10 protein-coding genes are annotated in these 13,247 nt (G+C 71.8%); 9 read left to right on the top strand and 1 reads right to left on the bottom strand.

The window, feature by feature from the left end; genetic code table 11:
- Positions 1 to 59: 59 nt before the first annotated feature.
- On the bottom strand, positions 60 to 2,375 hold the full coding sequence (locus tag NR810_RS23230) for a PAS domain S-box protein (protein WP_257455465.1): 2,316 nt from the start codon (positions 2,373 to 2,375) through the stop codon (positions 60 to 62).
- 296 nt (positions 2,376 to 2,671) lie between these two features.
- Here NR810_RS23230 and NR810_RS23235 point away from each other — a divergent pair, with 296 nt between their 5' ends.
- The 9 genes from NR810_RS23235 (at position 2,672) to NR810_RS23275 (ending at position 13,211) form a co-directional block, all read left to right on the top strand.
- On the top strand, positions 2,672 to 2,902 hold the full coding sequence (locus NR810_RS23235; RefSeq protein ID WP_204220484.1) for a hypothetical protein: 231 nt from the start codon (positions 2,672 to 2,674) through the stop codon (positions 2,900 to 2,902).
- Between the two features lie 175 nt (positions 2,903 to 3,077).
- Positions 3,078 to 3,839 carry an OmpA family protein gene (locus NR810_RS23240; protein WP_257455466.1) on the top strand — a complete coding sequence of 254 codons (762 nt, stop codon included), beginning with the start codon at positions 3,078 to 3,080 and terminating at the stop codon, positions 3,837 to 3,839.
- Positions 3,840 to 3,866: 27 nt separating this feature from the next.
- Positions 3,867 to 4,304: a chemotaxis protein CheW gene (locus NR810_RS23245; protein WP_257455467.1), complete on the top strand. Its 438-nt coding sequence runs from the start codon at positions 3,867 to 3,869 to the stop codon at positions 4,302 to 4,304.
- Between the two features lie 3 nt (positions 4,305 to 4,307).
- On the top strand, positions 4,308 to 4,685 hold the full coding sequence (locus NR810_RS23250; protein WP_257455468.1) for an RING finger protein: 378 nt from the start codon (positions 4,308 to 4,310) through the stop codon (positions 4,683 to 4,685).
- The gene (locus NR810_RS23255) at positions 4,682 to 6,478 is read left to right on the top strand and encodes a methyl-accepting chemotaxis protein (RefSeq protein WP_257455470.1); all 1,797 of its coding nucleotides are present in this window, start codon (positions 4,682 to 4,684) and stop codon (positions 6,476 to 6,478) included. Before NR810_RS23250 ends, NR810_RS23255 begins: the two co-directional genes overlap by 4 nt.
- Positions 6,478 to 8,301, top strand: a complete 1,824-nt coding sequence (locus NR810_RS23260; RefSeq protein WP_257455471.1) for a methyl-accepting chemotaxis protein — start codon at positions 6,478 to 6,480, stop codon at positions 8,299 to 8,301. Before NR810_RS23255 ends, NR810_RS23260 begins: the two co-directional genes overlap by 1 nt.
- Before the next feature lie 74 nt (positions 8,302 to 8,375).
- Positions 8,376 to 10,748: a hybrid sensor histidine kinase/response regulator gene (locus NR810_RS23265; protein WP_407653822.1), complete on the top strand. Its 2,373-nt coding sequence runs from the start codon at positions 8,376 to 8,378 to the stop codon at positions 10,746 to 10,748.
- A 69-nt stretch (positions 10,749 to 10,817) separates the two neighbouring features.
- On the top strand, positions 10,818 to 11,885 hold the full coding sequence (gene cheB / locus NR810_RS23270) for a chemotaxis-specific protein-glutamate methyltransferase CheB (RefSeq protein ID WP_257455473.1): 1,068 nt from the start codon (positions 10,818 to 10,820) through the stop codon (positions 11,883 to 11,885).
- A gap of 69 nt (positions 11,886 to 11,954) precedes the next feature.
- Complete coding sequence (locus tag NR810_RS23275) at positions 11,955 to 13,211, top strand: CheR family methyltransferase (RefSeq protein WP_257455474.1); 1,257 nt, start codon at positions 11,955 to 11,957, stop codon at positions 13,209 to 13,211.
- The last annotated feature ends 36 nt before the right edge of the window (positions 13,212 to 13,247 follow it).

The following is a 13,247-nucleotide window of genomic DNA, read 5'->3' on the forward strand; positions in this document are numbered from 1 at the left end:
GTTCTTTGAAGAAAGCGGCACCGGCGCGGTGATTCACCCCGTGCCGGTGCCGCGTTTCCTCAAATCGGCTCCGCGAGCGGCAGGGTGAAGGAGAAGGTGCTGCCTTGCCCTGGAGTGCTCGTCACGTCGATGCGCCCGCCATGGGCCTCGACGATTCCGCGGGCGATGGGGAGTCCCAGCCCCGCTCCCTCCCGCGCTCCCTCCTTCGCCTGCCAGAAGCGCTCGAAGAGGTGGGGCAGGTACTCCGCGGGAATTCCCGGCCCCGTGTCGACGACGGAGATGCGTACCGACTGGTCCTCGCGCCTGGCCTCGAGGGTGATGCTGCCCCCCGCGGGGGTGAAGCGCAGGGCGTTGCCGATGAGGTTGGAGAACACCTGCAACACCCGGCCACGGTCCGCCATCACCGGAGGAAGTCCGTCCTCCACCTGACGCTCCAACCGGAGCGAGCGGGCCTCGGCCAGGGGCCGGTGCAGCTCCACGGCCTCGTCCAGCAGACCCCCGACGTCTTCCTGCCGCTGCTCCACCGTGAACCGCCCCGCGTCCACCTTCGTCGCGTCGAGCAGGTCCTGGATGAGGTGGACGGCCCGGTCCGCCGAGCGGCGGATGACCTCGAGCTGCTTGCGCCACACCTCCGCGTCATCGACGGAATGGGGCCGCTGGAGGCGGCTCGCCGCCAGGGAGATGACGTTGAGCGGGTTGCGCAGGTCGTGCGAGACGATGGCCAGCACTTCGTCCCGGGCCGCGGTGGCCCGCTGGGACGCCCGGTAGAGCCGGGCGTTGTCGATGGCCAGGGCGGCGCGGGCCGCGAGTGCCTCCGCCAGCACGAGCTCCGCGGGTCCGTAGCGCCGGCCCGAGTTCGTGTAGGCGAGGATGAAGGCCCCGAGCGTCCGCCCGCGCGCGACGAGCGGGATGGTCAGCGTCGAGCGCCAGCCGAGCTGCTGGAGGATGGCGTAGTAGTCGTCGTTGTCGGTCGTCGCCCAGAGGAACGCATCGGTGACCTCGGGGACGAGCTCCGGCTTGCCGGTGCGCACCACGGCCTGCACGCCCACCGCCGCGTCCGGCCGCACCGGCAGCCGCTCGAGATAGGCCAGCAGCGGCTCCTGGGCCGGATCCTTGTGGGCCATGGCGACGCGGCGCAGCTCGTCGCCCTCGAGCATCGCCACCAGGCAGCAGTCGGCCAGGCGGGGGACGATGAGCCGGGCCAGGCTCTGGAGCGTGGCCTCGTACTCCAGCGCGGCCACCAGCACCCGGCTGGCGTCGGAGAGGAACTGCTGTGACTCCTCGGCGCGCTTGCGGTCCGAGATGTCCCGCATGATGGTGGAGAGCATCTCCAGCCGGCCGTTCGCGTCCCGGTGTGCCAGCAGCACCTGGGAGATGGGCATCTCCCGGCCGTCCGGGGTGCGCAGGACCGTCTCTCCCGTCCATGCGCCCTCGCGCACCGCGGTGGACACCCCCTCGGTGAGCAGGCGCCAGGCGGCCTTGGGCGAGTGGGAGGAGGCGAGGCGCCAGAGGCTGGCGTCGTCCGTCTCGCTCAGCCCCACCATGCGCCGGCCCGCGCGGTTGAGGTAGAGGCCCCGGCCCTGCGCGTCGGCGATCCCCACCATGTCCGGGGTGGCCTCGATGATGGTCGTCAGGCGGCTCTGCACCTGCTCCGCCTTCTTCCGCTCCGTCACGTCTCGCAGGTAGATGGAGACGCCCTCGCTCGAGGTGCTGAGGTGACAGGCGAACCAGGTGCCCGCCAGGTCCAGCTCGCAGTCGACGGCGGGCTGCCCGGAAAGGAGCTGGCGGGTGGCCTGCACCAGCCCTCCCGGCTCGTCCGAGGGGAGCAACTCGTCCAGCCGCTGGCCGAGCAGCTGCTCGCGCGGGCACCGCAGCACCTCCGTCGCGCGGCCGTTGACGTAGGTGAGCCGCTGCTCCGGATCCACGACGATGAAGGCATCGGCGAGCTGCTCCAGGATGGCCTCGGCCCTTGCGCGCGCGGCCTGCTCGTGGCTGAGCTGCCGCTCCTCCTGCTCGCCCCGGGACTCCATGCGCCGCAGGGCACAGGCGAAGCCGACCAGCCGGCCCTCCGGATCATGGAGGGCGGTGAGCAGCTGCCGGGCCCGGAAGCGGGTGCCGTCCCGCCTCACCCGCCAGCCCACCTCCTCGCTGCGTCCCTCCTGGGCGGCGCGCCGCAGCGCCCGCTCCGCCTGCTCCCGAGCGTCCGGCACGTAGAGGGCCGAGAAGTGCTCGCCCACCACATCCGCCACCACATGTCCGGTGAGCTCCTGGGCGCTCCGGCTCCACAACTGGATGCGGCCCCGGGCATCCAGGCCCGACACGGCGCCATCCTCGCCTTGCGCCAGCATCAGCAGGGCCAGTTGCCCTGGCTCCACCTCTTCTTCCTCCGATGGGCGCTCTCCCCTGGGTTCCCATTCTCCAGGAACACCGTGGACGATCTGGGGCAATCGGCACCTTCCTTCCGGGCAGTCCCCGCATCCTCCAGCCTGTGCACTGAGGATGGTGTTTCCGGGAGAAAACCTGCCAGGGGGAGTCCGGCATGCCAGGAGGGCTGGTGGGATGGGCCATCTCCAGGGGGGCGGCCCCGGGCCCGGCCGGCCGGTCCTGGAGGGTACGGACGGTCACGCGCCTGTGGCCCGGCTCGCTCTCCCAGTGCTAGTTTGCGCGCCCCATGGCCAAGTCCCCCTGTCCTGTGTCGCTGTCGCAGTTCCAAGAAAAGGCCGAGCCGCTGAAGGTGACGATCAACGGCCAGGAGATGATCGCCGAGGTGAAGGCGTTCTCGACCGGTTCGTTCGGCTGGTACATCAACGGCAAGACGACCGTCACCGTCGACGGCAAGCCGCTGTCGGTGCAGATCGGCATGAACCTGACCGTCGTCGGCTCCAAGGAGGCCGAGCGCTGAACGGATGAAGCCCTCCTGATGGAGGGGATTAGGCCCCTCGGCGTGCCGCGCGTCCGGAGGCGCTCCTGATCGGAACCTTCCGGCGGGGCCAAAAGGCTTTGACTCAGCGTTCCAGTGCGGGCTAGACGCGGGCCGATTGACTCGTCCGCGGGACGACATCTTTTCTGGAGGAAGAATGCGTCGGATTTCGATGGTCGCGGGGCTTGCCCTCGCCGTGGCGGTGCTGGCCGGTTGTCCGCCGACGTACCCCAACTGCAAGAGCGACGAGACCTGCCAGGAGCGGGGCGAGGTGTGTGTCAATGGCACCTGCCAGGAGTGCTCCGTCGACGCGAACTGCAAGGAGGGCTTCGCGTGCCAGGGCAACAAGTGCGTGCCCAAGGGCCCCGAGTGCTCGCGTGACGAGCAGTGCCAGGGTGGGCAGATCTGCGAGGCCGGCAAGTGCTCGGCGCCGCAGTGCAGCGCCACCACCCCGTGCCAGGCTCCCCAGGAGTGCCAGAAGGGCCGCTGCGCGCTGCCCCCCGGCGCCTGCGTGTCCAGCACGGACTGCGCCGAGGGCCAGGAGTGCCAGGGCAACAAGTGCGTGGCCGCCGCCGCCCAGGCCGCCGAGTGCAACTGGGAGCCGCTGCGCTTCGGCTTCAACGAGGCCTCCCTCACCTCCGAGGACCAGACGCGGCTGAGCGAGCTGGCCCAGTGCATCAAGAGCACCGGCGTGAAGGGCACCATCCAGCTCGCCGGGCATGCGGACGAGCGTGGCACCGAGGAGTACAACCTCCAGCTGTCCCAGAAGCGCGCCGCCTCGGTGAAGAAGTACCTGGTGGACCTGGGCCTGCCGGCCGGCTCTCTGAGGACGGTGGGCTACGGCGAGAACCGCCCGGCCGCGCAGGGCTCCGACGAGGAGTCCTGGGCAACCAACCGTCGCGTCGAGTTCGTGCGCTAGCCGGGTATGAGGTAGGCTGCGCGCGAAATGGCCTCGACCGAGACCGAGACGACGCGACAGTCCTACCTCGTGTTTGCCTGTGGCAGCAGCTGGTACGCCGTGCCCGCTGAGTGCGCGGCGGAAGTCGTCAGCTTCCCCGAGCTGACGCGGGTGCCCGGTGCTCCCGGGTACCTGCTGGGAGTCTTCGCCCACCGCGGGGAGGTCATCCCCGTGGTGGACATGGGGATGCTGGTGTCCGGGGAGAGCGAGCCCACCCGCCGCGCCGTGCTGGTGCGGCTGGGGCGCGGCACGCTGGCCCTCACCGCCAGCCGGGTGGCCGGTGTGTCCCAGGTGGACGGCCGCCTGGAGCCCCTGGGCGCCAACGGGGTGCACCTGCACCTGCGCGGGCCCGCCCGCAGCGCCCAGCGCGACGTGGCGGTCATCGACCCCGAGGGTCTCTTCGATCACCTCAGCCAGGGAGGCTGAGCGATGGTCGCGGGCAGCCGTATCACGGGCATGCTCCTGTGCCGCGCGGGCGCCGATCGGGTGGCCTTCCGCGCGCACGAGGTGGCCACCATCGAGTCCCCCAGCACCTTTGGAGGGCTCACCGGCTCGGCGTGCCAGGGCTTCGGCCAGCATGCCGGTGCCGAGCGCATCCTCGTGGCCGCCACGGGTGAGTCGGTGGGCGTGGACGCGTTGGAGATCGACTCCGAGCCGCTCGTCCTGCTGCCGGCTCCCGGGGTGTTGTGCCGGGTGGCGGGTGGCAGCCTGCGTGGGTTCGTCCAGGCGCACGGCATGTTGTGGCCGCTGATGTCGTTGGCGGAGTTCGGGCGTTACCTCGCGCCCTCCACCCGGGAGGCGGCGTGAGCGCATCGCGAGGGCTCGAGGGGCTGTCGGTCTGGACCACGCAGCCGTCCCTGCTGGGCAGTACGGTGGGGCTGGTGCTGGCCCTGCTGTATGGACGGCTCACCGACTCGTTGCCCGCGGGCAGCGGCTGGCTCTTCCTCGGGCTGATGTTGTCGGTGCTGGCGCTGAACACCGCCCTGGCCCTCGCCCAGGAGCGGCACGCGCTGCGCGTGCTGCGGGCGGTGGAGCAGGGGCGTCTGACGCCCATCCCGGAGAACCTGCGCCGGGCCCTCCAGGAGGTGCGCCGCATCCCCGGGCGCTGCTTCTGGTTCACCCTTCAGGGCTGGTTGGGGGGCGCGCTGCTGCTGGCGGTGACGTTCACTCCCCTGGCGAACGCGCACTGGACCATGGGCCTGCGCATCGGGATGGTGGGGCTGTCGCTCGGCCCGCTGTCCGGAATGCTCGTGTATCTGATGGTGGTGCGCCGCAGCCGCCGCGCCGCCGAGCGCATCGCCGAGCAGGGCCTGTCCCCTCAGGAGATCATCGCCGCCCTCCCCACCGAGAAGCTGCGGCTGCGGCGGCGGCTGGTGCTCTTCACCGCCATGGCGGTGCTCAGCCCGTCCGTCTTCATCCTCGACGTGTCCGTGACGCGCACGGTGCACACCTTCGATCAGATCCTCGAGTCGAAGGATCCGAAGGTGCAGCAGGCGGTGGTGGAGCGGGCGCGCCAGTACACCCGGCTGCCGCTGGGGTTGCTCGCGGGCCTGGTGGTGGTGCTGGTGGTGGGCACGGCGTACGTGGCCGGCACCGCGCTGGCCGAGCCCCTGCGGGCCCTCTCCGAGGACGCCACCCGCATCGCCCAGGGCGAGGTGCGCACCCCGCGCTTCATCCCCGCCGAGGACGAGGTGTGGGCGGTGTCCGGCGCCTTCACCCGCATGCAGGCGCAGCTGGCCCAGGCGCTGGTGCAGTTGCAGCGCGCGGGACTGCAGATCTCCTCCACCACGGAGCAGCTGGTGGCCACGTCGGCGGACCAGGAGTCCGGGGCGGGTGAGCAGGCCATCTCGCTCAACGAGACGCGCGCCACCACGGAGGAGCTGGCGCGCTCGGCCCAGCAGATCGCCGTCAACGCCGAGTCGGTGTCGGCCATGGCGGAGACGACCTTCGGGGCGGCCCAGAGCGGGCAGCGCAGCGCGGCGGCCTTCCTCGCGGCCATGCACCGCATGAAGGGTGACAACCAGGCCATCGCCGACGCGGTGGTGCGGCTCAACAAGCGGGTGCAGCAGATCGGCAAGGTGGTGGAGTTCATCAACGAGATCGCCGACAAGTCGGACCTGCTGGCGCTCAACGCCGAGCTGGAGGGCACCAAGGCGGGCGAGCCGGGCCGGGGCTTCTCGCTGGTGGCCGCGGAGATGCGCCGGCTGGCGGAGAACGTGCTGTCCTCCACGCTGGCCATCGAGCGGCTCATCGACGAAATCCGCGACGCCACCCAGGCGGCGGTGATGGCGACGGAGGCGGGCCTGAAGACGACGGAGCGCGGCGCGGCGCTGGCGGCGCAGGTGGATCAGAGCCTGGGCCTCATCCTCGAGCTGGCGCGGCAGACGTCGCACGCGGTGCGCTCCATCTCCCTGGCCACCCAGCAGCAGCAGACGGGGACGGATCAGCTGGCCGCGGCCATGGGCGACATCCTGCGCGTCACCGAGGAGAACGCCGAGGCCACCCAGCAGATGGTGGCCGCCAACACGGATCTGTCCTCGCTGGCCAGGGACTTGAAGTCCACGGTGCAGCGCTTCCGCGTGGCGGAGAGGGAGGGGTGATGGTGAGCCCGCGCTTCCTCCGGCACCGGCGTCCCTTCAGCCGCCAGCTGTTGATGGCGGCGCTCTACGCCAACTTCACCACCGCCGCCCTCAGCGGGCGCTACGCACATCTCATCCTCGGCGAGGAGCTGGGCGACTGCTTCCCGCTGTTCTTCCAGCTGGCGGGGGGGTTCTCCCTCTTCTCCATGGGGGTGGCGGTGGTCCTCTGCCTCCGCCGGCTGCGCGTGCTGCGGAGCGTGGAGGTGGCCCGGGGGCCGTGTGAGCCGGAGCGGCTCGGACAGGCGCTGCTGGAGCTCCACCGCCTCGCGGACTTCGCCTTCTGCGCCACGCTCGTGGTGTGGCTGCTCTCCTCCGTCTTCATCAACCTGGGGATGTGGGTGGCGGGCACGCCCATGGACCTGGGCCGGATGGTGCGCATCGGTTGGCCGGGGCTGCTCTTCGGTCCTCTCTCCGCGCTGCTGACCTACTGCATCCTCACCCTGCGGGTAAGGCAGGTGGCGTTGGAGCTGGGGCCCCTGGGGCTGACGCCCGAGCTGGCCATCTCCGTGGCGCCCCGGCGCTCGCAGATCCGCCTGAGGCTCGTCGTCTTCACCGCCATCGTCGTGGTGACGCCCGCGCTGCTCATCTGGGACGTGTCCTCGGCGCTGGCCGGCCGGGCGTTCGAGCAGGTGCTGACGGAGGTCCAACCGGATCGGCAGGCGGCGCTGGTCGATCAGCTGCGCACCAAGGCCCTGCTGTCCGGTGGGATGCTCTGCGTGCTCATCTTCGGGGTGGCGCTGGCCGCGGCCTATCTCGGGGGCACGTTGCTCGGCCGCCCCATGCGTCAGCTGGGTGAGGAGGCCCACCGCATCGCCGAGGGGGACCTCAGCCGCCAGCGGTTCATCCCCGCCGAGGACGAGGTGTGGTCCGTCTCCGCCGCCTTCTCCACCATGCGGGCCCACCTGGGGGACGTGCTGGCGCAGCTGCGGCGTGCCGGCACCCGCATCGGCTCCACCACGGAGGAGATCCTCTCCACCTCCGCGCGCTACGAGGCCGGTGCCGCCGAGCAGGCCAGCTCGCTGGACGAGACGAGCGCCACCACCGAGGAGCTGGCGCGCTCGGCGCGGCAGATCGCCGAGAACGCCGGCTCGGTGGCGGAGATCGCCCACAAGACGCTCGCGGCGGCCAAGGGGGGCCAGGCCAGCGCCGAGGCCTTCCTGGAGACGATGAACCGCATGCGCCACGACAACCAGGCCATCGCCGCGGCGGTGGCCCGGTTGAACAAGCGGGTGCAGCAGATCGGGAAGATCGTCGAGTTCATCAACGGGGTGGCCGACAAGTCGGACCTGCTGGCGCTCAACGCGGAGTTGGAGGGCACGAAGGCGGGCGAGGTGGGGCAGGGCTTCTCGCTGGTGGCGGCGGAGATGCGCCGGCTGGCGGAGAACGTCATCGAGTCCACCAAGGAGATCGAAGGCCTCATCGAGGAGGTGCGCGACGCGTCGGGCGGTGCGGTGCTGGCCACCGAGGGGGGCGTGCGCGCCACGGAGACGGGCACCTCGCTGGCGCAGCAGGTCTCCGAGTCGCTGCGGCAGATCGTCGAGCTGGCCGGGCGCACCTCGGACGCGGTGCGGGCCATCTCGCTGGCCACCCAGCAGCAGCAGGGCGGAACGGATCTGCTGGCCGAGGCCATGGCGGACATCCTCCGCATCACCCAGCAGAGCCACAACGCCACCAAGCAGGTCATCAGCGCCAATGGAGACCTCTCCTCGCTAGCGCGTGACTTGAGGGGCGTGGTGGAGCGCTTCCAGATCGATCCGGGTGCCACGCCAGGGGGCAAGGTGTGAGCGCGCGGGAGAAGCTGCTCAAGCAGTTCCGCGAGCTGGTGGGGGTGCGCCTGGAGCGCATCAACCGCCGCGTCATGGAGCTGGAGTCCGGCGCCAACCTGGAGGCCGGGCGCACCGTGCTGCGCGAGCTGCACGGCCTCAAGGGCGAGGCCCGGATGATGGGCTTCGACGACATCAACGCCGTCGTCCACGAGATGGAGGAGCTGGTGCGCTCCACGGAGCGCGCCGAGCATGCGTTGTCCGCCGGCTCCATCGACGCGCTCCTCCATGCCGCGGATGCGGTGCTGGCGCTGGCCGGAGCGGCGCCCGAGCCGCAGCAGGAACCGCCCGCGGTGGACAAGCTGGTGCGCTGGTTGCGCGAGTGCATCCGGACGGAGGGGGCCGGCACGGGAGGGGAGCCGTCCACGCCGCCCGGTCCGGCGCAGGCCACCCCGCCCGCGCGCAAGGAGACCCGGGACACCTCCCGGGACGCCAGGGACCCCCAGCGGGATGACCGGGACGAGGTCACCCCCGCGTGGGGCTCGGCACCGCTGAGCGTCCTGACCCCGTCGCTGGTGTCCCGGCAGCCATCGCCGCCGCCCCTGCCGTCTCCCGTCGCGGCGCCCCGCTCGCCCATGGTGGGACGGACGGTGGCGGTGGAGCCTCCGCGCCCGCCGGCCTCGGCGACGGTCGCGGCCACCATCAACCGGATGCCCCCGGCCGCGGCCGAGATGCCGCCCCGGACGGCGTCCGTCCCGGGGCTTCGCTCGGGAGATCGCGCGGATGGCTCGGTGCGCATCGGCGTGGCGAGCCTGGACCTGCTGACGAGCGCGGTGACCAACCTCACGCAGGTGTCGCGCCGGCGCGAGCTGGCCACGGCCCGGCGCCTGGAGCTCGCGCGGGAGCTGAGCCTGCTGGCGCGCGCCGCGGAGGACCTGGGACCGGCGGCCGGCCGGCTGGCGGAGCGGCTCGGCAAGGCGAAGGAGCTGGCCGCCACCCTCCACCGCGAGGCGAAGCTGCTGGCCAACGAGGAGCTGCGCGACCTGGGCTACGTGTCCGACGAGGTGCAGCGCCTGCGCATGCTGCCGCTCTCTGTGCTCTTCGAGCCCTACCCGCGCATGGTGCGGGATCTGGCGCGCGAGCTGGGCAAGGAAGTGGAGCTGGTGGTGGACGGCGAGGAAACGCGCGCCGACCGGGCGGTGGTGGAGGCGCTGAGGGATCCGGTGCTGCACCTGGTGCGCAACGCGCTGGACCACGGGCTGGAGTCGCGCGTGGACCGGGTGGCCTCGGGCAAGCACCCGCGCGGGCGGCTGACGTTGAGCGCCGCGCGTGACGGCAACCGGCTGGTGCTCCGGGTGGATGACGACGGGGTGGGGCTGGAGCCCGCGCTGCTGCGCCGGGCGGCGGTGCGCAAGGGCTTCCTGGACGAGTCCTCGGCGGCGGCGCTGTCGGATCAGGGCGCGCGCGAGCTCATCTTCCTCTCCGGCTTCACCTCGCGCGAGGTGGCCACGGACATCTCCGGGCGCGGCGTGGGGCTGGACGCGGTGCGCAGCTCCCTGCGGGCCCTCGGTGGCGACGTGCTGGTGGAGTCCACCCCGGGCCGGGGCACGCGCTTCGAGCTGCGGGTGCCGGTGTCCCTCACGGTGGCCCCGCTGCTCTTCGTGAAGGTGGCCGAGGAGACGCTCTGCCTGAGCGCCGTGCACGTCTCGCGGGCCATGAAGGTCGAGGCCTCGCAGATCCGCGAGGTGGCCGGGCGGGCCGTGCTGGAGGTGGATGAGCAGCCCATGCCCTTCGCCTCCCTGGGCGCCCTGCTCGGGCTGGGTCCGGACCAGGGAGCGGGCGAAGGGGCCCTGGTGCTGGTGGTGCGCAGCCAGGGGGCCGTGGCCGCGCTGGCGGTGGACCGGGTGTTGGAAGAGAGCCTCCAGGCCATCCTGCCGCTGAAGGGGTTGCTGGCGCGCTTTCCGCACCTCACCGGCGCCACCACGCTGGCGGACGGCCGGCTCGCCATGGTGCTGTCGGCGGCCCATCTGATCGTCAGCGCCCAGGGGGCCGCGGGCCACCGCGTCCAGCGCGCCGCGACTCCCCGTCCTCCGCCTCCCCCTCGCCGCCGCATCCTGGTGGTGGATGACTCCCCCCTCACCCGGGAGCTCATCGCCTCGTTGCTGGAGGCCGTGGGGTACGACGTCGTCATGGCCACCGATGGCATGGAGGCCCTGGACGTGCTGGGAGGCACGAAGGTCGATCTGGTCTGTACCGATCTGGAAATGCCCCGGGTAGACGGGTTGGAGCTGACCCGCCGGCTCAAGGAGCACCCGACGCACCGGGTCCTCCCGGTGGTCATCCTCACCACCCGTGGAGGAGAGGATGACCGGCAGCGTGGGTTGTCGGCCGGAGCGGACGGCTACATCACCAAGGGTGACCTGGTGCGTCAGGATCTGGTGGACGTGGTGGGCCGGCTCCTGGGCTGACGGGCGCCTGAAGGACACGCGGCCACATTGGGTATACTCCGAGGGACGCGCACGGGGTATGGAAGCCACATGGGCAAGAAAGTGTCGGTGCTGGTCGTCGACGACTCGCACATCTGCCGACAGCTGATCTGTGAAGCACTGAGCAGGGATTCAGATCTGGAGGTCGTCGGGACCGCGAACAACGGCAAGGAGGCCCTCGACGCCGCCCGCGAGCTACGCCCGCAGGTCATCACCATGGACGTGGAGATGCCGGTGATGGACGGGCTCACGGCCGTGGAGCACATCATGGCGGAGGTGCCCACGCCCATCCTGATGCTGACGGCGGATCCGCGGCAGCAGGCACCGGAGCTGACGTGCCGGGCGTTGGAGCTGGGCGCGCTGGCGCTGCAGATCAAACCCGCCATCGACGCGGGGACGGATGCGTGGAACCTGTCGCGCGAGGTGAAGCTGCTGTCCTCGGTGCGGGTCATCCGGCACATCCACAGCAAGCGGCGGCCGCCGCTGCCGGGCGCTGGCACCGTGGGGACGACGCCGACCCCGGTGATGGGGATGCCGTACGGGGTGCTGGCGGTGGCCAGCTCCACGGGAGGCCCGCAGGTCCTCTTCCGGATGTTGTCCGAGCTGCCGGCGGACTTCCCCACGCCCATCGTCATCGTGCAGCACATCAACGCGGCCTTCTCCGAGTCGCTGGCGGGCTGGCTGGCCAACTCGTCGAAGCTGAAGGTGCGGCTGGCGCAGGACGGCGAGCAACTGCTGCCGGGCAACGTGCTGATCGCCCCGCCGGGGCAGCACCTGGTGATTCCCTTCCGGGGACGGGTGGCGCTCAAGCCGGGCGTGGAGCGGGATGGGCACATGCCCTCGGGGACGGTGCTGCTGGAGAGCGCGGCCAAGGCGTACGGGCGGCGCACGATGGGGCTCATCCTCACCGGCATGGGCGAGGACGGCGCGGACGGCATGGTGGCCATCAAGCAGGCCGGAGGCGTGACGGTGGCCCAGAACGAGGAGTCCTGCGTGGTGTTCGGAATGCCGGGAGCGGCGGTGGCGCGCAAGGTGGTGGATCACGTCATCCACGGCGACGACATCGCGGGCGCGCTGGTGCGGCTGGCCCGGGGTGAGTCCCTCGCCGTCGGGCGCTGACACCCGGTGCCGCCTTCGTTTCCCCCCGGCTACGGTCCCGTCCACGCCCTCGTGGCGCGGCGGACGGGCATGGCCCTGAGTGACCTGCAGTGCCGCCGGCTCGACGAGAAGCTGGCGGCGCGGCCGGGGGGGCATAGCGCGCAGTACCTGCTGTTCCTGAAGTCTCCCGCGGGCGCCGGGGAGCTGGCCGAGCTCATCGACGCCATCACGGTCCAGAAGACGGATCTCTTCCGGGACGAGTCCCAGCTCCTGGCGCTGCGCACGCACGTGCTGGAGCCGCTGGTGGCGAGCAAGCGCCGGCCGCTGCGCATCTGGAGCGCCGGCTGTGCCACGGGAGAGGAGGTGGCCACGCTGCTGGTGATGCTCGCGGAGATGGGGGCGGACGCGGGCAGCACGGTGCTGGGCACGGACATCTCGGAGACGGCGATCGCCCGGGCGCGGGAGCTGTGCTTCACCTCGGAGCAGCTCCAGCGGGTGCACCCCATGGTGAGGGACCGGTGGTTCGTCCCGGTGGGGGCGGGCCGCTTCACGCTGGTGGCCCACCTGAAGGATCGGGCCAGCTTCGCCTGCCACAACCTGATGGACTCGCCGTACCCGGCGGCGGCGGAGGGGCAGGGGTTCGATCTCATCGCCTGCCGCAACGTCCTCATCTACTTCACCCCCGAGTCCTTCGACCGGGTGGTGGGATTGCTGGCCGAGCGGCTCGCGCCCGAGGGGCTGTTGATGCTCTCCGCCACCGAGCCGCTGCTGCGCACGCCGCCGGGCCTGCGCACCGTGCGCTGCGAGCAGGCCTTCTTCTATGCCCGAGCGTTGGAGCCCGCGCCCCTGGTCCCGAGGACGCCGAGCGGCAGTGGCCTGCCAGCGGTGGGCGCACGGCCGTCACCAGAGGTGGGCCCCCCTCCGGCGGCCACCATGGACAGGCCCTCGGAGGCACGAAGCTCGGGACGCTTTCCGGCCATTGGCGCCGAGAGACCCCCGGTGCCAGCGGTGGCGGCCAGTGCGCACTCGGAAGCGGAGGCCCTCTTCGCCCAGGTGCTGGAGTGGGCGGCGGAGGCGAGCGAGGTGAGCCCCCAGACGGCGGACACGCTGCGGCGCTGCCTCACGTTGGATCCGGACCTTGCCTCGGCGCGCTACCTGCTGGGGATGGTGCTGGAGCAGCGGGGGGCGCTGGCCGAGGCCGCCGCGGAGTTCCGCAAGGCCCTGCGCTCGCTGGAGGAGGGGAGGGCCCGCGCCACGCCCTTCTACCTCAACAACGCCCGGCTCCAGGTGGCCTGCGCGCGGGCCATCGAGCGGCTGGAGCGCGCCGGTTCCACCCCGCCGCGCTGACGGGCAGGCGGGCTGGCTCCGGGCGCGTGAAGAAGC

Source organism: Archangium lipolyticum (assembly GCF_024623785.1).
GTDB lineage: Bacteria > Myxococcota > Myxococcia > Myxococcales > Myxococcaceae > Archangium > Archangium lipolyticum.

Bases quoted from the DNA above. Each gene is read 5' to 3' on its own strand.
- NR810_RS23260 (WP_257455471.1), top strand. From the start codon at position 6,478: ATGGTGAGCCCGCGCTTCCTCCGGCACCGGCGTCCCTTCAGCCGCCAG.
- NR810_RS23245 (WP_257455467.1), top strand. From the start codon at position 3,867: ATGGCCTCGACCGAGACCGAGACGACGCGACAGTCCTACCTCGTGTTT.
- NR810_RS23240 (WP_257455466.1), top strand. From the start codon at position 3,078: ATGCGTCGGATTTCGATGGTCGCGGGGCTTGCCCTCGCCGTGGCGGTG.
- NR810_RS23265 (WP_407653822.1), top strand. From the start codon at position 8,376: ATGGAGCTGGAGTCCGGCGCCAACCTGGAGGCCGGGCGCACCGTGCTG.
- cheB (WP_257455473.1), top strand. From the start codon at position 10,818: ATGGGCAAGAAAGTGTCGGTGCTGGTCGTCGACGACTCGCACATCTGC.
- NR810_RS23250 (WP_257455468.1), top strand. From the start codon at position 4,308: ATGGTCGCGGGCAGCCGTATCACGGGCATGCTCCTGTGCCGCGCGGGC.
- NR810_RS23275 (WP_257455474.1), top strand. From the start codon at position 11,955: ATGGCCCTGAGTGACCTGCAGTGCCGCCGGCTCGACGAGAAGCTGGCG.
- NR810_RS23235 (WP_204220484.1), top strand. From the start codon at position 2,672: ATGGCCAAGTCCCCCTGTCCTGTGTCGCTGTCGCAGTTCCAAGAAAAG.